Below are 20,979 nucleotides of genomic sequence, written 5' to 3'. Positions count from 1 at the left end.
GCTTTTTTGTTTTTGTACCCAACTTCTGAGTGATTCCTATGCACGTGCTTGGTCATCTTACCGTCGAAGAATTCCTGCGCGATTACTGGCATAAAAAGCCGGTGCTGATCCGTAACGCCATTCCGGGTTTTGAACCCCTGCTCAGCGCTCAGGAGCTGGCCGGACTCAGCCTCGAAGAAGAAATTGAATCGCGTATCGTCGAAGAAAACGGTCAGGACGGCCCGTGGTCGATCCGCAAAGGTCCGTTCTGTGAAGAGGATTACCAGGCGTTGCCGGCGGATAAATGGACCCTGCTGGTGCAGGCCGTGGATCACTGGATTCCGGAAGCCGCCGACCTGCTGGAACACTTCCGCTTTATCCCGTCCTGGCGCATCGACGACCTGATGATCAGCTACGCCGTCGACGGCGGCTCGGTTGGTCCGCATTTCGACCAGTACGATGTTTTCCTGCTGCAGGCCGAAGGCCAGCGCGAATGGCGCGTCGGGCAGATGTGCGACGACAACACGCCGATTATGAAAGGTCCGAAAATCCGTATTCTCGATAACTTCGACGAAAGCGAGCGCTGGGTGCTGAATCCGGGCGACATGCTCTACCTGCCGCCGGCACTGGCGCACTACGGCATCGCCAAAGGCGAGTGCATGACCTACAGCATCGGCTTCCGCGCTCCGAGTCAGTCGGAACTGGCGCAAAGCGCACTGGATGAAATCATTGCCTCCAGCCGTGACGACCAGCGCTATGCCGACCCCGATCTGGCCCCGCAAGCGGAACCCGGCCTGATTGGTAGCGACGCCACCGTCCGCCTGAAGAACCTGCTCACCGAAGCCTTCAGCGACGAAGAACGTCTGCAGCTGATCATCGGCAAACTGATGACCGAGCCTAAGTATCCGGAACACCTGCCGGAGCCGCGCGATGAGTCCGGTTGGGACGCGTGCAGCGAAGAACTGGCGCAGGCTGACGACTGGCGCAAATCCGAATTTGCCCGCTTCGCTTACGGCGAAACCGGCGACAGTGTGCGCTTTTACGCCTTTGGCCGCAGCTGGGCACTGCCTGCGTCCGATAAAGCCTTTGTTGCCTATCTGGCGAATAACGCCCAATATGAGTCTGTCGAGCTGCAACAATTGGCTGGCAGCGAGCAGGCTCGCACTCTGTTAGCCGAACTGTGGCAGCGTCATATGATCTACAGTCCGGAAGCCGATTATGGAGATTGAGGTAACCAACTGGAATGCCCAGCGCGATGCGCTGAAGGCCATCCGACAACGGGTGTTTATCGAGGAACAGGGAGTTCCCGAGGCACTGGAATGGGACAGCGACGATGCCGATGCCGTGCACTTTCTGGCGCGTGACGGCAAACGTCCGGTGGGCTGCGCGCGCCTGCTGGCCAACGGCACGCTGGGGCGCATGGCGGTTGTACCTGAGTACCGCCGCCACAAGATCGGCACCCTACTGATACGCGCTATCGAAAACCACTATCAGCGCGAATTCCACGGCCGCATTCTGAAAGCCAACGTACAAACCCGCGCGTTCGCGTTCTACCGTGACAACGGTTTTACGCCGGAAGCGTCCTTTAATATCGACGCCGGCATTCCCCATGTACTGATGAATAAAGTACTGGGCCGCAGCAGCCAGGATTCCGAAATTCTGGTACCGGGCCGCGACAGCGCGCGCTACGTGTTTGAGCCGGCCAGTGGTGCTGCCGAAAGTCTGCTGCAGATCGGCTGTCAGAGCGCACCGCGCACCCTCGAGATCGCGATTCACGACCTGGCCCTGCCTATCTGGTCTGATACCTCGACCCTGAGCTGTATAAACAGGTATTTACGTGAAGCGCGGCAGCGCTCCGTGCGCCTGCTGATTGCCAACGAATATGCGGGCATTGCCGACCACCGCTTAATTCAGCTGCAGCAACGTATGAGCAGTCGCATTCAGCTGAAAGTTCACGGTGGTATCCGCGACAACCTGATTCTGATGACGCCCTATTGCTGGATTGAAGCGCAACGCCATCAAGTGGTTGCCAGCCTCAACGACCGGCCAAGAGTCGCCCGGCTGCTGGAGCAATATCACGACCTGTGGCGCACCGCACAGACGTGCAAGGAAGCTCAGCGCCTGAAAATCTGAGCACACCTCCGCGATGCAGGAAGCGCAGAACAAAGAAGCTCAGAACAAAAAAGCCCGCTTATGCGGGCTTTTTTATTGGCACTGTTTACGACAGCGAGTGGATCAGTGAACAGCGATAAATACCACCACACACACCAGAGTCACAGCACCGGTCAGAACATTGCGCAGACGTTTGTAGGACTCAGCATAAGCGCGCTTGAAGATCGGATTGGTTTCCGTCCACAACAGCAGCCAGAAGCCCACCATAAACATCAGCACAGCCACGTTGGTTGGTAAGAAATACGCCAGAATCCCCCACAGAAACGTGCCGATCGACAACTCCAGCGGAATATCATCAATCTGATCCGGATTGGCCTGCTCTACGCCCCAGCAACCGCCCGACATAAACGCCAGAATCAGCACCGAGTAGAGTTTGAACATTGCCTCCCCCTGCTCAACCCCCATCACCACGGCAACCGCCGCCGCAATAAAAGGCAGCAAGCCCGCATAACCCAACTTCTCAGAAATTGACATCGCCATCAGAGCACTCCTTACATCAGCGCTGGCAGACCCGGGCGCACGCGCGCCAAGTCTGTAAGTATTTCAATAACTTACCTTGAATAACATAGAACAGAAAGGGAAAAAAGTATTGCCCCAAACAGCGACTGCAGAACACAGCCGCCATTTCGGGCACAGAACGATCAGAATTCAAACAAAAACGTGCGCTTACAGCGCACGCAGCAGCGCCTCTACACGAACCACATCGGCCTCGGTATCAACACCATGGCCCGGTGCTTCTGCAATCACGGCCATGTGAATTTTCACGCCGTACCAGAGCGCACGCAGCTGCTCCAGCGCCTCGGTGGTTTCCAGCACACAAGGCTCCATTGAGGTGTATTCCTTCAGGAAGGAAACACGGTAGCCATACATGCCAATATGACGGAACACCGGCATTTTAGCGGTCATTTTTTCAGTGCTGACTTTGTAAGTGTCGCGATCCCAGGGAATCGAAGCCCGGCTGAAATACATGGCAAACTGGTTACGATCGAGAACCACCTTCACCACGTTCGGATTAAACGCATCTTCGTCGTGCTGCAGCGGCGTACACACAGAACTCATGCCCGCCTCAGGATGGTCAATCAGTCCTTTGGCCGTCAGTTCAATCAGGCTTTGCGGAATCAGCGGCTCATCGCCCTGCAGATTCACGATCACAGCATCGTCAGCCCAGCCTTTCACGCGCGCCACTTCAGCAATACGCTCCGTGCCGTTTTCGTGATCCGGCGAAGTCATAACCACCTCAGCACCGAAGCCTTCAGCCACCGCACGAATGCGCTCGTCGTCGGTCGCAATCACAATCTCACTGACACCCGTCGCCTGCGCACGCTCGTACACGTGCTGAATCATGGGCTTGCCAGCCAGATTAATCAGCGGCTTACCCGGCAGACGGCTGGAGCCGTAACGGGCAGGAATTACAATTTTGTAGTCAGCCATTTCACACCTTGTAAAAATCGCGGTACCAGCGGGCAAAACGTTCGATACCGTCCGCCAGCGGAGTGTTCGGAGCAAAGTCGACATCCTCAACCAGATCATCAACGTTGGCGTAGGTTGCCAGCACGTCACCCGGCTGCATATCCATGTAGTTCTTCACGGCCTTTTTACCCAGCACATTCTCTATGGTTTCGATAAAGGTGCCGAGCTCCACACTGTTGTGGTTGCCGATATTATAAATTTTGTACGGCGCCGAACTGCGTGAGCAATCACCGGATTCAGGTGACCAGCCAGTAACGCCCTGCGGAATTTTTTGCGTGATACGGGTTACACCTTCAACGATGTCGTCGATGTAGGTGAAGTCACGACGCATTTTGCCGTGGTTGTAGACGTTGATGGTTTTACCTTCAAGGATGTCGCGGGTAAAACTGAAATACGCCATGTCCGGACGACCCCAAGGGCCGTACACAGTAAAGAAACGCAGACCTGTGGTTGGCAGACCATAAAGATGCGAATAGGTGTGCGCCATCAGCTCATTGGATTTTTTGGTCGCCGCGTACAGAGAAACCGGATGATCGACACGGTCGGAGGTGCTGTACGGAATTTTGGTATTCAACCCGTAAACCGAGCTGGATGATGCGTAGACCAGATGCGCGACTTTATTGTGACGACAGGCTTCCAGCATGTTCACAAAACCAATCAGGTTACTGTCGACATAGGCATGCGGATTGGTAATGGAATAGCGCACGCCGGCCTGTGCCGCCAGATGCACTACGCGGTCAAATGTATGCTCGGCAAAAACCGCATTAACGGCATCACGGTCGGACAGTTCAACCTGCTTAAAGGTAAAACCCTGCAGTTGATTCAGCCAGGCCAGACGGCCGTGTTTTAAATTCACATCGTAATAGTCATTCAGATTGTCGATACCAACAACCTCATGACCCTGTTCGATGAATTGCTTGCTGGTGAATGAACCAATAAAACCGGCGGCGCCGGTCACCAGGATTTTCATGCTTTGGTTTCCTCAAATTCAGGCAACATGGCTTTGATATAAGCCTCTTCGAGCGGCATCCGGCTGCCTAAAATAATATCCGCCACTTCGCGGGCGACCCCTTTTCCACCCGGCACTTCCGTGATCAGGTCGGCGTAGTCTTTTACCATCCAGAACGCGTCCGCCGGCGCAATGCTCAGCCCGACTTTTTTCATTACCTTCAGATCGATAACGTCATCACCGACGTAACAGACATCGTCCGGCTCCAGCCAGAGTTCATCCATTAAGGCAGAGAGTTTTTCCCATTTATCTTTGATACCGGGAAAGAAATGCTGAATGCCCAGATCTTTGGCACGACGTGCCAGAGGGGCAGAATCTTTTGCGGAAATAATGGCGGTTACCACATCGTAGGTCTGCAGTAACTTGATACCAACACCATCTTTCACATTGAAATGTTTAACCTGCTCGCCGTCGGCGGAATACACCAGCGTACCGTCAGTCAGTACACCGTCCACGTCGAATACGACCAGCTTAACGGCGCGCGCTTTTTCTTTGATTACGTTGGGCAAATGAACCATGGCAAAACCCCACAAAAACTCTCGGTTATTGTAACTGTTTCAGACCACAAATGTTATGACAGCAGACGTGCTGCGATGCACAAATCAAAGATACAGAACGGAAGGAAATTTGGTGGAGCCTAGCGGGATCGAACCGCTGACCTCAACACTGCCAGTGTTGCGCTCTCCCAGCTGAGCTAAGGCCCCGAAGGTATTCAACGGCGAACCGTCGAACCTGAGATGGCATCCCATAGGGGATTCGAACCCCTGTTACCGCCGTGAAAGGGCGGTGTCCTAGGCCTCTAGACGAATGGGACACTAAGGATGAGTTTGAGTTTGGTGGAGCCTAGCGGGATCGAACCGCTGACCTCAACACTGCCAGTGTTGCGCTCTCCCAGCTGAGCTAAGGCCCCGTCTCAAAACGTGCGCGCATATTAATGTCGACCCTGCCGCCTGTCAACAACTGCTCGAAATATTTTTCTGAAACAATAACTTAGCGACAATCGATGACATACAGTGGGGGAAATCAGGGCAGCGACTGACGCCGCTGCCCTGCCCTATCAGGCTTCAGGATTTTCCTGAGCCGCGGCAGCAATCGCGGCCACCATATCCTGATAGTCTTTTTCCATCTTCTTGGCTTTTTTCTTACCAACGCCACCCAGCACGTCAATGGCGTGACGCACGCGGGCACGGCTCATGTCCGGGCCCAGCAGCGCCATGGTGTCGAGCACAGAAATAGTGGCCGAGGTACCGGCAATGGCAATAAAGAACGGAAACAGGAAGTCGCGCACTTTAATGTCCATCTTGCCCGCCAGAGCGAACATACGGGTCTTGATCTCATCGACCGACCAGTGACGGATGTCTTCCAGCTGCCACAGGCCGTATTGCAGCACAGTCACCAGCTGCTCCTGATCCAGCGCTTTGTTGTCAAACTGCGCCGGTGTCAGACTGGTCAGACCGCCGAGGAAATGGCCAGCCAGCGGCACGACGTCAGAGAAGGTTTCCACGCGCGGCTGCACATGCGGAATCACCGGCAGCAGACGTTCTTTTTTAAGGCCCCAGGCGGCAAAGCGCTGAGCAAAGGTTTCCGCATCCAGCTCACGCAGCCACAGACTGTTCAGCCAACGCAGTTTTTCCATATCGAATACCGGGCCACCTAGCGACACGCGCTTGATATCGAAGTTGGCGAACATTTCGTCGCTGCTGAATTTTTCACGCTCATCCGGCATCGACCAGCCCATGCGGCCCAGATAGTTGAGCAGCGCTTCCGGCATAAAGCCCATGCGCTCGTAAAACAGGATGGAAGTCGGGTTCTTACGCTTGCTCAGCTTGCTCTTATCCGGATTACGCAGCAGCGGCATATGGCAAAGCTGCGGCATCACCCAGTCGAAGTAGCTGTACAGCAGTTTGTGTTTTGGCGCAGAGCTGATCCACTCTTCGCCACGGATCACATGGGTGATACCCATCAGATGGTCATCGACCACGTTCGCCAGATGGTAGGTTGGCAAACCGTCCGACTTCATCAGTACCTGCGCATCGACCTGCGACCAGTCCAGCTCGATCGGACCACGCAGCATGTCATCGACAACACACACACCCTCTTCCGGCACCATCATACGGATAACAAAGGGCTCACCAGCCGCTTCGCGACGGGCAATCTCGTCCGCCGGCAGAATCAGATCAGACGGCTTAAGCGCCATGCTGTTACCGGATTCCTGACGCTGTGCGCGCATAGCATCCAGCTCTTCGGTGGTGCGATAGCATTTAAAGGCATGGCCGCGCTCCAGCAGAATTTCTACATGCTGCTGATAAATTTCGCGACGTTCGCTCTGGCGATATGGACCGTGCGGACCGCCGACATCCGGGCCTTCGCTCCACTCAACACCCAGCCAGCGCAGAGAATCCAGAATCGCCTGCTCAGATTCCGGCGTGCTGCGCACCTGATCGGTATCTTCGATACGAAGGATGAACTCACCGCCATGCTGGCGGGCAAAGGCAAGGTTAAACAGGGCGATGTAGGCTGTGCCTACGTGCGGATCACCGGTCGGTGAAGGCGCAACACGGGTGCGGACCGTCATAGAAACCAATCTCTGTAGCTGTCGGTTGAAAGGCGGCAATTATAGAGAAAAGCCAGTGTTTTCGCACCGGCTGCTTAGGCAGACCGGATTTCATCCTCCAGCTGCGTAATCACCTCGATGACCCGCTCACTGGAACGTTCCATCTGCTCTAGATAACTGACCGTTTTACCATGATCACGATTCCGGTGCGCCTCCAGCGCCTTAAAGCCATGACCATGCACATTCTTATGGGGCTCATCCAGACGGGCGAATGCCGGTAAATGGCGATATTTCTGATGACCAGCCCCCTCCAGATACCACTTACCCAAACGACATGCCGTGTGATCTGCCAGCGTGTGGCAGGAATCCGGATCCGCCGACCAGATGCATTCATACACATGAGCTTTCCAGACCACGTGATCCAGCTTTACGGTCTCGAGAAAACTGAGCGCCGCGGCATAGTCGAAGCTGCCCGAAATACTGTTTGTGACATCCGAGATCACACCGATCTGTCCCGAAATATGCCCAACCTCTTTTGCCAACACATCGCCACGCTCGCCAACAGAGGCAATACTGGCCGCAACACGCTCAACTTCGCCGCTGATCGTCGAAATCAGGCTGCCTATCTCGGCCGTTGCCTCGGCCGTACGCTGAGCCAGGGTTCGCACCTCATCGGCCACCACGGCAAATCCACGCCCCTGCTCACCTGCACGGGCCGCCTCAATCGCAGCATTAAGCGCCAGCAGATTCGTCTGCTCCGAAATCCCCTGAATCAGACCGACAAAATTCTGAATACCCCGTGCGACCTGCGTCAGACCACCAACAGCCTGCGAGGCGTCAGCGGACTCTCTGCGAATAACCGTCAGCTCACCTGTCAACGCCGTCAGAGACCCCTGAATACCATCTACGCCTGACATAGAATCGGCAACAGAGGCATTGTCCTCAACAATCCCCTGCGCCATACCCGCCAGCGTATGACGAATCTGGTCAATGGCCTGAGAGGAAGACGACCATAACCGGCGCAGCGCCTCACTTTCGCGCAATTGCTCCAGACTGTATTGACTGCGCATATCGGCCACATCCTTCACCTTGCGCAGCAACTTGAGTTCCTGTTCGAGCTTAAGAATTCTTGCATTCAACGCCTGTTCGGCAACCGACTCTGCTGCCTTGCTATTTCGCCCTGAAAAAAACACAAACACCTCGGATTGAACTCAGAAGACTACAAAAACTATAGAAGATGGGGCGCAAATTGCCTGAGCCAAAAAAGGAACCCGCAAAGCCGCAGGAAAGAAGAACCAGAAAAAAGCGGCAGGACGTTTGTGCGCCGCGCGAACCCACGATGGTTCAGCACCCTCCTTTCACCGCCTTCGTTTCGTCGAAGCCGGAGCATAAAAAAACCGCAATGCCTGACGACAATGCGGTTTTTAAATTGAGTGGCCGGACTGAGAAAGCGGAGGGATATCCCGACTACGCCAAGATAACTTTCCGGTCGGAATGAACGCCGTCGCAGGCTCCGGACGTTTGTCGCTGCGCTCGGTACGAACCCACGAGGGTTCTTACCCGCCCTCACCACTCCTGCTACTGCAAATGCGAGGCATAAAAAAAGCCTGTTGTTTCCAACAGGCTTTTTGAATTAGTGGCGGTGAGGGAGGGATTCGAACCCTCGATACCTTTCGGTATACACACTTTCCAGGCGTGCTCCTTCAGCCACTCGGACACCTCACCTAACTGAGTGCAACTCAGAGGCCGCGAACTATACGCAGATGATCCGGATGCGTCAACACCCTTTCTGCATAAGACTTTGTTTTTATAACGATTTTGCCGTCCAGTCAGTCACAAAGTCAGAAATCACCATCTCCGGCGGCTGACGCGCCTCGCCGCTGATGCGGCCGACGTAAACAAAGCCGACGATCACCTCGTTCTCAGCAAGCCCGAGCGCCTTGGCGACCAAAGGATTCGTTGATACATCACCCGTGCGCCAGATGGCACCCAGACCGAGGGCCCAGGCCGCGTTCAGTAAATTCTGTACGCCGGCACCGGTCGACAGCAGCTGTTCGTCACGCGGCACCTTCGGATGCTCCTGCACCGAGCAGATGGCGACCACAATGAGCGGCGCCCGCATGGGCATATTGAGCAATTTCTCTTTTTTGTCGTCCGACAATGATGCCGAATCGGGTGCAGACTCAAGAAATATGCGGCCAAGCTCTTCGCGGGCCGCACCGCGCACCGTAAGATAGCGGCTTGGCCTGAGCCATGCGTGATCCGGAGCCCGCAAAGCCGCTTTGAACAGCAGTTGTTCTTCTTCCGGCGAAATGTCCGGGCCAGTGAGTTGCGCGACAGAAACACGTCCTGTCAGTACCTGAATTGCGTCCATAAAAGCATTCACATCAATAATCTGGTCATGTTCCTATTGTAAGGTGGTCGCGGCCGTTAATCAGCTGTCTATCCCGTCACTGTCTTGCTGTACAATTGTAAACTGGGTATATAGATGCAATCACAAGTGTGTTTTGATTCATTCGTCTCAAAATCTGCAACTAGAATAACAACAACGACAATGAGCGCAGATCATGTCTAATCTTCAGGATCCGTCCCACTTCGCCGAGACGACCCTACCCAAACAGGACTATATGGCCCGCATATTGGGCTATGGCGTTGCCGCGGTTACGGTAACCATAGGTATTCTCATGGGCTATTTCGAGCCCGCTGCCATGCTGGTTACCCTGATTGCCATTGCGTACCCGCATCTGGTGTATGCCGCCAGCCGTCCGTTCCGTATCCGCCGCGCCTACACTACCCGCCAGTTTCTGATTCACGGCGACGCCGTGCTGTGTGGCTTCTTTCTTGGTTACATTCAGCTGCCGGTTGAGTTATCGGTGCTCTTTCTGGTGATGATCAACACCAGTTTCATTATTGTCGGCAGCTTCACCGCCTGGGCCTTCTGCATCATTTCGCTGGTATCCGGCGCCGCTGCGGGCGTCCTGATTTTCGGCCACGTGCCACCAGAGCCAGTGCCTGTCGGGCTGTTTCTGACCTGCGCCTTCGGCGTGGCGGTGCATCTGGCGGTGTCCGCTTTTAACAGTAACCGTCAGGCGCGTGACCTGATCCGCCTGAAACAAAAATTTCAGGGACAGGTTGAACGTTTTCAGGCCCTTTCCCATCAGGTATCCAAATACGTTGCGCCTCAGGTGTGGGAATCCATTTTCAGCGGGCGCCGTCAGGCCAAACTGGAAACCCAGCGTAAGAAGCTGGTGATTTTCTTCTCGGATATCGTGGGGTTCTCATCGCTGTCAGAGCAAATGGAGGCCGAAGCCTTCACCGACCTGCTCAACCAGTATCTGACCGATATGTCGCGCATCGCGCTGAAATACGGCGGTACCATCGATAAATTCATCGGTGACGGCATCATGATTTTCTTTGGTGACCCGAAGAGCAAAGGCACTAAACGCGACGCACTGGCGTGTGTTTCCATGGCCATTGAAATGCGCCGCCACATGCTCAAACTGCGCAAGCAGTGGGCCGAGCACGGCATGACTGCTCCCCTGCAGATCCGTATGGGCATCAACACTGGTTATTGCACCGTCGGTAACTTCGGTACCGAAAGCCGCATGGACTACACCATCATCGGTAAAGAGGTGAACCTGGCCAGCCGACTCGAAAGCGAAGCCGAACCGGGTGAGATTCTGGTGTCCCATGAAACCTACGCCCTGATCAAAGACAAAATTATTTGCCGCCAGCGTGGCAGCGCCATGGTGAAAGGCTTCCGCGACCCGGTACCTCTGTATCAGGTGGTGGATTACCGTCGTGATCTGGGTTCAAACCCAAGCTTTATGAACCATGAAGCAGAGGGCTTCTCTCTGTATCTGGAAAGCGACAAGGTACGTGACGAAGATCGCGACAAGGTCGCAGATGCACTGGAGAAAGCCGCCACCAAACTGCGTACACGCGGCATTGTGCAGAAGAAAGTGGAGAAACCGGCCGTCGTACCACCGACGACGACCGGAACGACGCACTGAGCGTCAATCAGAACAAAGCGAAATACCCGCCTTACTGGCGCGACAAGCGGAAATTAACCGCTTGCGCGCCGGCTTCAGAAGACCGGAACGGATTGATATCCAGCCCACCGCGGCGCACATAGCGCGCATACACAGTCAGACTTTCCGGCTTACACGCCAGCCAGATATCGCGGAACGTGCGCTCAACGCACTGCTCGTGGAAATCCTGATGCTGGCGCAGAGAAATCACGTACGCCAGAAGCCCCGCCTCGTCGATTTGCTTACCACGATAGTGAATGTACAGGCTGCCCCAGTCTGGCTGTCCGGTAACCGGGCAGTTCGACTTCAGCAGATGACTGCACACCCAGCCGTCAAATTCACCGTCGGTCACTTGCAGCAATGACGGGTCCGGCTCATAGCCAGTCACTTCTATATCGAGTTCATCAATGCAACGGGCCGCCGGCGCCTGTGGAAAACGGGCATCGACATCATGAAAGACAATCGTCACGTTACCGCCCGCGGCGGCAGACAAATCGCGTTCCATGGTAGTACGCACCTGTTCCGCATCATCAAAACGGGTCTGATTGAACGAGTTCAGATACAACTTGAACGACTTGGATTCCACCAGATACCGGGTAGTCGCCGGAATATGAAACTCGGCCAGACACACCAGCGGCTTACCGCGGCTGTTCAGCCAGGAAATTTCGTAGCCGTTCCAGATGTCTTCACCATAAAAAGCCACTTCGTGGCGGTTCAGACCATGAACGCGCCAGCTCTCTTCCCGCTCAATCGGGAACAGCAGAGACGCGTCGTACTCATCTTTGTAGGCAGACACTTTGCCTAACGGGTTATGTTCGCTTGAAACCGAAGCCATAAATCACCTTACTGACGTAAACCTTTACCACGACGCAGAAGCCACAGACTGTAGGCCGCCAGCAACACAATGAAGAACACCAGCATCCCCAGAGAGAACCAGACGTTGACGTCGGAAATACCTAGGATGCCGTAACGGAAGGTGTTCACCATGTACAGAATCGGGTTGAACTGAGAAACCCCCTGCCAGAAACCGGGCAGCAGGCTGATGGAATAAAACACACCACCGAGATACGTCAGCGGCGTAATAACAAAGGTCGGTATGATCGAAATATCGTCAAATTTGGTGGCGAACACCGCGTTGATAAAGCCACCCAGCGAAAACAGGATGGCCGACAACAGTATCACCGCCACCACAACCAGCAGGTTGTGCAGCTGCAGGTGGGTAAAATACAGCGACAGCAGGGTCACAATCACACCCACCGCCACGCCACGGGCTACGCCACCGCACACATAACCGAGCAGAATGGTGCCCGGATGCACCGGCGCCACCATCATTTCTTCGACGCTGCGCTGGAATTTGTTGCTGAAAAAAGAGGACGACACGTTGGCATAGGCGTTGGTGATCACACTCATCATGATCAGCCCCGGGACGATAAACGACATGTAATCGACGCCATCCATCGCGCCGATCCGGCTACCGATAAGATGCCCGAAAATCACAAAATACAGGGTCATGGTGATGGCAGGCGGCAGCAGCGTCTGCTGCCAGATGCGCATAAAACGACGCACTTCTTTCACCACAATGGTACTGAAGGCTACCCACTGAATACGGGCCGGACTCATGCCTTACCTCCACGGACCAGACTGACAAACAATTCTTCCAGACGGTTGGACTTGGTGCGCATGCTGCGGACCTCGACGCCCTGCTCCGTCAGCAGACTGAAAATACGGTTCACGCTCTGACCTTTTTCAACATCCACTTCCAGCGCATCACCGTTCACCAGACGTACCGTAAAACCATCCAGCACTGGCGCCGCGGTCAGCGGATTCACCAGATCGAGAATAAAGGTTTCGGTGTTCAGCTGCGCCAGTAACTGCCGCACACTGGTGGCCTGCACGATTTCACCTTTGTTGATGATGGCGACGTTGCGGCACATCTGTTCGGCTTCTTCCAGATAATGCGTGGTCAGAATGATGGTGGTGCCGGCTTCATTCAGCTCGCGCATAAAGGCCCACATGGAGCGGCGCAGTTCGATATCCACCCCGGCCGTCGGCTCATCCAGAATCAGCACCTTCGGCTGATGAATCAGCGCCCGGGCGATCATCAGCCGGCGCTTCATGCCACCCGACAGCAAACGTGACTGACTGTCGCGCTTCTCCCACAGATCGAGGGCTTTGAGCAGCTTTTCTGCCTGTGGCGCCGCTTCTTTGGCCGTCAGACCGAAGTAGCCGGCCTGAGTGATGACGATGTCATACACCTTTTCGAACTGGTTGAAGTTGAACTCCTGCGGTACAACCCCCAGATAGCGTCGGGCTTCGAAGGCCTGAGTGTTCACGTCTGCGCCCATCACCTGAGCGCTGCCCTCTGTTTTTTGCACCAGACCCGATAAGATACCGAGCGTTGTCGATTTGCCCGCGCCGTTCGGGCCCAGCAAAGCGAAGAAGTCGCCCTGCGCCACGGTCAGACTGATGCCTTTCAGAGCCTGAAAGCCATTGTCATAGACCTTGGTTAAATTCTGTACGACTAAGGCGGGAGCCTTCATTAAGCAACCTTAGGAATTACCTGAACATGAGTGAAAGACTGAACCACCACATCGCCCTGCTTGAGCAGGTTGCCGGCCGCCTGACGCGTGCCCGCTCCGACGCTGCGGATCTGATCAGTGAAGAGATTCTACAACAGCTTGAGCGGGTTATTGACCAGCTGAAGGAACATTCTGATGCAGGTTACGAACTGGGCATCGCCTGGCTGAGCCAGCTGTTCACCCATCATCCGCAGCTGGCACCGGCCGTAGACCGCGATCTGCTGTGGTTTTTCGGCGGCGAATGCCTGCATTACCTGAGCGATGAAGAAATTACATTGTTCCAGCAACTGGACGAGCTGGAAGAAGACGCCAATGCCAACGGCCAGTCGTTTGACCGCGCACTGACCCGCCGCACCCTGAGTGCTCAGGGCGGCTATAACGCCTGAGAGGCGGCATAACTGAATCTGAAAGCCGGAATCAGAACAACCGACTCACAAGGTGTGCGTCAGCAGCAGCGCCTCTATCAGAACCATCAGCAACAGCAGTGCTGACACGCCCTGCCAGAAGCGCACCGGATGGCGCTCCATCAGTGGCCGCTGCTGTTGCTGGCGCAGCAGCGCCGGATTCGGCGTGTGCAGGTCGTGCAGAAATTCAGAATACGCCTCGTAGCGCTTGCTCAAATCCGGATCACAGGCCTTTTTCACCGCCAGATCAAACCAGACAGGAATGTCCGGCCGCCGCTCACACAGACTGCGGTACTTCCACTGTTGAATGGAACGCGCGCCCCGGCGATGGACCTGATCCATCTGGTACGGCTGTCCGCCAGCCAGCATTTCGTACACCATCACCGCCAGCGAAAACTGATCGCTCTGCACCGTTGCCCGGTTGTGCAGCACCGTTTCCGGCGCCACATAATTCACCGAGCCTTGCGGAATGTCTTCGGTAACAGCGCTGTTGATCTCGGCCAGCCCACGTACCAGTACAGTACCAAGATCAATCAGCTTAAGGCCACCGTCGGCCAGCAACATGACGTTTTCTGGCTTAAGATCGCGGTGGACCATACCTGCCCGCTGCAACGCCCGCAGGCCATGAACGATCTGTTCGGTAATGTGGCGCACCTGAGTTAAGGTCGGCTGCGGATTGTCCAGCATCCACTGGCGCAGGCTCTGACCCGGCAACCATTCACTGATGTGATACAAATACGGGCTTTGTTCAGCCGGCGGGTAGATTTTCAGCACGTTCGGATGATCCAGACGACTGCCCGCCCACTGCTCGCGCACGAAGCCTTCGAGGTACACCAGATCGTCGGAGAAATTCAGTGACGGCGCTTTTAACACATAGATTTTGCCATCACGCCGGTTCTGTACTTTGTAGACATGGCTGCGGGTACCGGCAAACAGAATGTCCGTAATCTGATAATGATCAATCTTGTCGCCCACCTTCAGCACCGGCGGAATCACACGTGCCGTGAGCGAACGTCTGGCCTCGTCGAGCTCCGGCAGCGGTAACTCCCGCACCAGCAACAGGCAGGCCGACAGATTATCGTTACTGCCGTGCTCGAGCGCCCGCCGCACCAGTTCTTTACAGCCTTTTTCCAGCTGGTGCTGGGATACGCCGGCATCCGCCAGCGGCTGCACCACCGCCAGTAAATCCGGATCGTTCAGAAAGCCATGCACACCGTCGGTGGTCAGCAAAAACAGATCACCTTCGGCCAGAATTTCTTCGCGGTAATCGACTTCCAGATGCGTATCCATACCCAGCGCCCGGCTCAGATATTCGCGGCCATTGCCGTGCCGGTGCAGGTGATCGCGCGTCATGGGCTCCAGAACGCCCTGACGTAAGCGGTAAATACGGGAGTCGCCGACATGGGCGATGTGCGCGGTATTGGATTTAACAATCACCGAACTTAAGGTAGTGACCAGACTGTTGTGGCGCGCACTGGCCTGCTGTCCATGATGAAACAGCCAGGCATTTAAGGACGACAACACCCGGGAAATGGCTGTTTTTACATCCCAGCTGTCCGGGGTGCTGTAATAGTCCTGCAGAAAATGGGTAACACTGGTGGTGCTGGCCAGCTGCGCCTGCTCGCTGCAGCTCACACCGTCGGCAACGCACACGGCGATGCCTTTGTAATCCGCCAGTGCGGTGTCGGGCTGATAGGCAGCAAAGGCATCTTCATTAACGGGTTTTACGCCCGCACTGCTGTACCCACCATAAACCACTGATAATTTCCGGCTCACCGCTCAGCCCTGCTTGTTTGGCGTTTTACTATAGGGAATAAAAAATCTGTGTGAAAGGGTAACGACGAGGCGTTATTCAACAGCAACTTGGGGGATTCTGCTGTTTAAACGGATACCATTATTCTGGTTTAGTCGTAAAACGGGACTCCGCCACATTTACGGGTATCCGGGGTGATTTTTAACTTGGGGCCCTTTCACACAGAGCACAGAGAGAGAAAAAAGGAGCTTCTGAATCATTCCGAAAGACTGATGAAGGAAAATTCAGGCATTACCTGCCAGAGGCTCCAAACTGTTGGCTGCCGGCGTTCAGTTCCGGCAGCCGTTATCGTGTGCCGTCAGCGTTCAACCCACGCTGATCATTTGCACAGAACCATCCGCATTCACTTCTGCGATATGGCCTTTTGGTTCTTCCATAAACAGCAGGGCAACAAAACCCACCACCGCCGTCGCTGCAATCACCATAAAGAACGTCGAATAATCCACCAGCGACAGCACGGTCAGATAGGTCACCGCACCCACGTTGCCGTACGCGCCTGTCATGCCTGCGATCTGGCCGGTCAGACGGCGCTTGATCAGCGGAACCACAGCGAACACAGCACCTTCACCGGACTGCACAAAGAATGAACACGCCATCGCCGCAACCACCGCCAGCCACAGAGGCCAGGTGCTGTCGACCATGGCCATGGCGAAGTAACCAATCGCCAGACCCAGAGTCAGCAACAGCAGGGTTGGTTTACGGCCGAATTTATCCGATAACCAGCCACCGCCCGGACGGGACATCAGGTTCATAAAGGCATACGCCGAGGCCACCATACCCGCCACCACAGGGGTCAGCTGGAAGGTTTCGGCGAAGAACAGTGGCAGCATAGAAACCACCGCCAGTTCAGAACCAAAGGTCGCGAAATACAGCACATTCAGAACCGCCACCTGTTTGAATTTGTAGCGGTGCAGCTCGTCCACCGGCTGTTCGAACACGACCTTGTTCACTTTCCACACATGGGATACTTCGTACAGATACAGCAGGGTCAGCCCCACATAAATCAGCAGCGTGGTGGTTTCGCTGAACATTTTCACACCCGCCGGAGACAGCTTCCACGCCAGCAACGCCAGCGCTGCGTACATCGGAATTTTCATCAGCAGCAAGAAGAAGAAATCGCCTTTGCTGGTGACTTCCATCGCGCCAATGTTTTTCGGACGGAAATAGGTCGAGCCTTTCGGCGTATCGGACACGTTAAAATAAAATACGAAACTGAAGGCCAGACTCATCACACCGGTCAAACCGATTGCCCAGCGCCAGCCGTCATCACCGCCCAGCACCAGAGCCAGCACAGGCAGCGTGAAAGCCGCCGCGGCAGAGCCGAAATTGCCCCAGCCACCGTAAATGCCTTCAGCGGTACCCAACTCATTGGCCGGGAACCATTCGCTCACCAGACGGATACCGATGACGAAACCCGCACCGATAAAGCCGAGCAGAAAACGGGCAATGGCGGCCTGAACAAAGTCGTCGGCCAGAGCGAACATAAAGCACGGCACAGAACAGACCGCGAGCAACAGTGAATAAATAATGCGCGGACCAAAACGGTCGGTGAGCATACCGATCACCACCCGCGCCGGAATGGTCAGCGCCACGTTCAGAATCAGCAGGGTTTTAATTTCTGCCGGAGTCAGGCCCAGACTGGCAGCAATGGCCTGCAATAGGGGCGCATGGTTAAACCACACCACGAACGTGATGAAAAAAGCGATCCAGCTTAAATGCAGGGTTTTCATTTTCCCGCGGAAGGAAAACAGGTTAAAAGCGTCAGCGTTCATAAAGGTGCGGCATCCGGCAGTTGCAGTTCAAGACGGGCACCCGGTGCCCGCCTGTGTCAGGTTTATCGATTCAGAGATCAGCTCAGCTGCACGACACCGGCATCGACACGCACGGTATAACGCTTGACGGAAACATCGGCTTTTTCCAGACACTCGCCGTTTTCCAGATCAAAATGCTGTTTATAAAGAGGTGACGCCACCACCGGACGCTCACCGATCGAGCCGATGATACCGCGGGACAGCACGTTTGCATCACCCAGCGGATCGTAGTTGGAAATGGCGTAAACCGTGTCGGAATTACCCCAGCGGAAAATCGCCACCTGTTCGCCGTTAAATAATGCGCATACCCCGGTATCCGGTGCGATATCGTTCAGATTACAAACACTTGTCCATGCAGTCATCGTTGTGTCCGCCTAATAATAATGTGATGAAGTTTCCGGGCAGGCTGACCTGCCCGGCGGACCGGTCGCTTACTGACCGGCGGTTTCCAGACTGACCAGCTCAATGCGCTCGGCTTCGGTGGCCGGACGACGCTGACCGCGCTCGCGCACATAGCGCAGGTGCCTGTCTTCGTCGGACGCATTAATGAAGTGCTGGAAGCGCTTGAGTTTTTCCGGTGATTCGATGGTGGTTTTCCATTCGCACTGGTAGGTATTCACCACACGGGTCATACCGTCTTCCAGCTCCTGGCAAATGCCCAGCTTGTCGTTAACCACCACATCGCGCAGGTAGTCGAGACCCCCTTCCATGTTTTCCATCCATACCGACGTACGCTGCAGACGATCGGCGGTACGCACGTAGAACATGAGTACGCGGTCGATGTATTTAATCAGGGTTTCGTCGTCCAGTTCGGTAGCGAACAGGTCGGCGTGACGCGGACGCATACCGCCGTTACCACACACGTACAGGTTCCAGCCTTTTTCGGTGGCGATCACACCAATGTCTTTGCTCTGGGCTTCGGCACATTCGCGGGTACAACCGGACACCGCAAATTTAATTTTGTGCGGTGCACGCAAGCCCTTGTAACGGTTTTCCAGTGCGATGGCCATGGACACAGAATCCAGCACACCGTAGCGGCACCAGGTGGAACCGACGCAGGATTTCACCGTACGCAGGGATTTACCGTAAGCGTGACCGGTTTCAAAACCAGCATCCACCAGACGGCTCCAGATTTCCGGCAGCTGGTGCAGCTGAGCACCAAACAGGTCGATACGCTGACCACCGGTAATCTTGGTGTACAGGTCGTAATCGCGGGCAATTTCGCCCAGTACGATTAATTTATCCGGGGTAATTTCGCCACCAGCAATGCGCGGCACAATGGAATAAGTACCGTCTTTCTGCATGTTGCCGAGGAAAATATCGTTGGTGTCCTGCAGACCGATGTGTTCGTCTTTCAGTACGTATTCGTTGTGGAATGACGCCAGAATAGAACCCACGGTTGGTTTACAGATTTCACAGCCGTGACCTTTACCATGACCTTCCACCACCTCAGCAAAGGTTGTGTAGCCTTTCACGCGAACAATGTCGGCCAGCTCGGCACGGGTATAGGCAAAGTGTTCACAGAGATTGGTGTTCACTTCCACGCCCAGCGCGGTCAGTTCAGCGTCCATCACCTGTTTCACCAGTGCCGAACAACCACCACAGCCGGTGGAGGCTTTAGTAGCGTCTTTGATGTCGCCCATGGAGCAGCAACCGCCCTGCACGGCTTTGGCGATGTCGCCCTTGGTAACATCGAAGCAGGAACAGATCTGTGCGGTTTCCGGCAGTGCAGACACACCCAGGCCCACTGGCTCAGCGCCATCGGACGCCGGCAGAATCAGGCCAGCCGGGTTGCCCGGAATATCCATGTCATTCAGTTTCAGCTGCAGCAGAGTGCCGTAGGCGTCAACGTCGCCCACCAGCACAGCACCCAGCAGTTTCTTGCCGTCGGCCGAGACAATCAGGCGCTTGTACACTTCCGCAATATCGTCGTTAAACACATAGCTGTGAGAGCCCGCGGTGTGACCGTGCGCATCACCGATGGAGGCAACATCCACACCCAGCAGTTTCAGCTTGGTGCTCATGTCGGCACCTTTGAACGACAGCGCAGGCTCCGTGTGGGTCAGCAGTGACGCCACGATGTGCTGACCGGCCACTTTCGCCATCTGGTAGCCCGGTGCCACCAGACCGTAGATTTTGTTGTCCCACAGTGCGCATTCACCAATGGCGTACACGTCTTCGGCGGAGGTCTGGCAGTAATCGTTCACCACGATACCGCCACGCTCACCGATATCTAAACCAAACTGGCGCGCCAGCTCGTCCTGCGGGCGGATACCGGCCGAGAACAGAATCATGTCGGTTTCAAGGAAGGAACCATCGGCGAAATTCATGCGGTAGCGGCTTTCGGTACCGGCCACGATTTCTTTGGTGTTCTTCTCGGTGTGTACGGTCACACCCAGACTTTCGATTTTACGACGCAGCAGCTTACCGCCGCCCTCGTCCAGCTGAACGGCCATCAGACGCGGGGCGAATTCAACCACGTGTGTTTCAAGACCGGCCTGCTTCAGTGCATTGGCGGCTTCAAGACCTAAGAGACCACCGCCTACAACGACACCGGTTTTACTCACGGCGGCGGAGGCAGAAATGGCTTCCAGATCTTCGATGGTACGGTAAACGAGGCAGTGATCCTGATCTTTACCAGGAATCGGAGGCACAAACGGGAAAGAACCAGTAGCCAGAACCAGCTTGTCATAACCTTCCACCCGACCACTGGCGGTAGTTATGGTTTTCGCATGGGTATCAACCGACACGACTTTATCATTCAGCGTATAAACAACGCCTTTATCCTGATAATGCGCTTCGGTAGTCAGGGCGAGATCGGCGGCCGTTGCACCGGAAAAATATTTGCTGAGCTGCACGCGGTCATAGGCCAGACGTGGCTCTTCAGAGAAGGTAATCAGTTCTAACTGGGAGGCAAATTCTGAATTGGCGAGGGTATCAATGAAGTTGTGTCCCACCATGCCGTTGCCAACGACAATAATGCGTTTCTTGCTCATGGGAATCTCTCTCTGCTATGTGGTCATGGTCTGGTTTCTCCTGTCTGTGCTTCGTTGCCCTACCACCAGCCACGCCGTTGCAACCGGTAGTATCGAATTCGGTTTAGCAAACCCAATGCCAACTACTAAAAAGCCTGTAACCACGCTGATTTCAAAGGTAT

General features: G+C 55.1%; 18 protein-coding genes, 4 tRNA genes and 1 pseudogene. 4 read left to right on the top strand and 19 right to left on the bottom strand.

The genetic code is table 11. The features are described from left to right. Positions 1-38 precede the first annotated feature (38 nt). Together ACQUQU_RS06230 and ACQUQU_RS06225 are read left to right on the top strand one after the other, a co-directional pair. Positions 39-1,208, top strand: a complete 1,170-nt coding sequence (locus ACQUQU_RS06230; protein ID WP_430462384.1) for a cupin domain-containing protein — start codon at positions 39-41, stop codon at positions 1,206-1,208. Beyond that, positions 1,198-2,112 carry a GNAT family N-acetyltransferase gene (locus tag ACQUQU_RS06225; RefSeq protein WP_430462383.1) on the top strand — a complete coding sequence of 305 codons (915 nt, stop codon included), beginning with the start codon at positions 1,198-1,200 and terminating at the stop codon, positions 2,110-2,112. Before ACQUQU_RS06230 ends, ACQUQU_RS06225 begins: the two co-directional genes overlap by 11 nt. A gap of 102 nt (positions 2,113-2,214) precedes the next feature. On the opposite strand, the gene ACQUQU_RS06220 is transcribed toward ACQUQU_RS06225, so the two are convergent. The 12 genes and pseudogenes from ACQUQU_RS06220 to ACQUQU_RS06165 form a co-directional block, all read right to left on the bottom strand. Then, positions 2,215-2,631 carry a DUF3429 domain-containing protein gene (locus ACQUQU_RS06220; protein ID WP_430462382.1) on the bottom strand — a complete coding sequence of 139 codons (417 nt, stop codon included), beginning with the start codon at positions 2,629-2,631 and terminating at the stop codon, positions 2,215-2,217. A 186-nt stretch (positions 2,632-2,817) separates the two neighbouring features. Continuing rightward, positions 2,818-3,582: a 3-deoxy-manno-octulosonate cytidylyltransferase gene (gene kdsB / locus ACQUQU_RS06215; RefSeq protein WP_430462381.1), complete on the bottom strand. Its 765-nt coding sequence runs from the start codon at positions 3,580-3,582 to the stop codon at positions 2,818-2,820. A gap of 1 nt (position 3,583) precedes the next feature. Further along, positions 3,584-4,591 (bottom strand): NAD-dependent epimerase, encoded by a 1,008-nt coding sequence (locus ACQUQU_RS06210; protein ID WP_430462380.1) that lies wholly within the window; start codon positions 4,589-4,591, stop codon positions 3,584-3,586. After that, positions 4,588-5,148, bottom strand: a complete 561-nt coding sequence (locus tag ACQUQU_RS06205; protein WP_430462379.1) for a KdsC family phosphatase — start codon at positions 5,146-5,148, stop codon at positions 4,588-4,590. The genes ACQUQU_RS06210 and ACQUQU_RS06205 overlap by 4 nt, the downstream gene beginning before the upstream one ends. Before the next feature lie 110 nt (positions 5,149-5,258). After that, a tRNA-Ala gene (locus tag ACQUQU_RS06200) sits at positions 5,259-5,334 on the bottom strand. Between the two features lie 34 nt (positions 5,335-5,368). Further along, positions 5,369-5,444 (bottom strand) — tRNA-Glu (locus ACQUQU_RS06195). Between the two features lie 20 nt (positions 5,445-5,464). After that, positions 5,465-5,540, bottom strand: a tRNA-Ala gene (locus ACQUQU_RS06190). A gap of 147 nt (positions 5,541-5,687) precedes the next feature. Then, a complete protein-coding gene (gene gltX, locus ACQUQU_RS06185) occupies positions 5,688-7,205 on the bottom strand; it encodes a glutamate--tRNA ligase (protein ID WP_430462378.1) in 1,518 nt (505 codons plus the stop codon). 74 nt (positions 7,206-7,279) lie between these two features. Further along, complete coding sequence (locus tag ACQUQU_RS06180; RefSeq protein WP_430463017.1) at positions 7,280-7,582, bottom strand: CZB domain-containing protein; 303 nt, start codon at positions 7,580-7,582, stop codon at positions 7,280-7,282. A gap of 123 nt (positions 7,583-7,705) precedes the next feature. Further along, positions 7,706-8,101 (bottom strand): annotated as a pseudogene (locus ACQUQU_RS06175) (methyl-accepting chemotaxis protein); the annotation flags it as partial. A 720-nt stretch (positions 8,102-8,821) separates the two neighbouring features. Further along, positions 8,822-8,909: transfer RNA gene (locus ACQUQU_RS06170), tRNA-Ser, on the bottom strand. Positions 8,910-8,991: 82 nt separating this feature from the next. After that, a complete protein-coding gene (locus tag ACQUQU_RS06165; protein WP_430462377.1) occupies positions 8,992-9,558 on the bottom strand; it encodes a nitroreductase family protein in 567 nt (188 codons plus the stop codon). Between the two features lie 193 nt (positions 9,559-9,751). On the opposite strand from ACQUQU_RS06165, the gene ACQUQU_RS06160 reads away from it, so the two are divergent. Then, positions 9,752-11,197, top strand: coding sequence for an adenylate/guanylate cyclase domain-containing protein (locus ACQUQU_RS06160; RefSeq protein ID WP_430462376.1), 1,446 nt, complete (start codon positions 9,752-9,754; stop codon positions 11,195-11,197). A gap of 31 nt (positions 11,198-11,228) precedes the next feature. On the opposite strand, the gene queF is transcribed toward ACQUQU_RS06160, so the two are convergent. Genes queF through ACQUQU_RS06145 form a run of 3 tightly spaced genes read right to left on the bottom strand, consistent with a single transcriptional unit; the run spans position 11,229 to position 13,755 of the window. Continuing rightward, the gene (queF, locus tag ACQUQU_RS06155) at positions 11,229-12,050 is read right to left on the bottom strand and encodes an NADPH-dependent 7-cyano-7-deazaguanine reductase QueF (RefSeq protein ID WP_430462375.1); all 822 of its coding nucleotides are present in this window, start codon (positions 12,048-12,050) and stop codon (positions 11,229-11,231) included. A gap of 8 nt (positions 12,051-12,058) precedes the next feature. Next, positions 12,059-12,835: an ABC transporter permease gene (locus ACQUQU_RS06150; RefSeq protein ID WP_430462374.1), complete on the bottom strand. Its 777-nt coding sequence runs from the start codon at positions 12,833-12,835 to the stop codon at positions 12,059-12,061. Continuing rightward, positions 12,832-13,755, bottom strand: coding sequence for an ATP-binding cassette domain-containing protein (locus ACQUQU_RS06145; protein ID WP_430462373.1), 924 nt, complete (start codon positions 13,753-13,755; stop codon positions 12,832-12,834). Before ACQUQU_RS06145 ends, ACQUQU_RS06150 begins: the two co-directional genes overlap by 4 nt. Before the next feature lie 26 nt (positions 13,756-13,781). Between ACQUQU_RS06145 and ACQUQU_RS06140 the strand changes: the two genes are divergently transcribed. Continuing rightward, positions 13,782-14,180, top strand: a complete 399-nt coding sequence (locus ACQUQU_RS06140) for a PA2817 family protein (protein ID WP_430462372.1) — start codon at positions 13,782-13,784, stop codon at positions 14,178-14,180. A gap of 45 nt (positions 14,181-14,225) precedes the next feature. Here ACQUQU_RS06140 and ACQUQU_RS06135 read toward each other — a convergent pair whose 3' ends face one another. The 4 genes from ACQUQU_RS06135 to nirB form a co-directional block, all read right to left on the bottom strand. Then, positions 14,226-15,956, bottom strand: a complete 1,731-nt coding sequence (locus ACQUQU_RS06135; protein WP_430462371.1) for a protein kinase domain-containing protein — start codon at positions 15,954-15,956, stop codon at positions 14,226-14,228. Between the two features lie 360 nt (positions 15,957-16,316). Next, positions 16,317-17,783: a NarK family nitrate/nitrite MFS transporter gene (locus tag ACQUQU_RS06130; protein ID WP_430462370.1), complete on the bottom strand. Its 1,467-nt coding sequence runs from the start codon at positions 17,781-17,783 to the stop codon at positions 16,317-16,319. A gap of 77 nt (positions 17,784-17,860) precedes the next feature. Further along, on the bottom strand, positions 17,861-18,184 hold the full coding sequence (gene nirD / locus ACQUQU_RS06125) for a nitrite reductase small subunit NirD (RefSeq protein WP_430462369.1): 324 nt from the start codon (positions 18,182-18,184) through the stop codon (positions 17,861-17,863). A gap of 69 nt (positions 18,185-18,253) precedes the next feature. Beyond that, positions 18,254-20,818 carry a nitrite reductase large subunit NirB gene (gene nirB, locus ACQUQU_RS06120; RefSeq protein WP_430462368.1) on the bottom strand — a complete coding sequence of 855 codons (2,565 nt, stop codon included), beginning with the start codon at positions 20,816-20,818 and terminating at the stop codon, positions 18,254-18,256. Between the last annotated feature and the right edge of the window lie 161 nt (positions 20,819-20,979).

This window comes from Thalassolituus sp. LLYu03 (assembly GCF_050507655.1).
Taxonomy (GTDB): Bacteria; Pseudomonadota; Gammaproteobacteria; order Pseudomonadales; family Oceanobacteraceae; genus Venatoribacter.
This window is presented reverse-complemented; position numbering and strand designations above follow the sequence as displayed.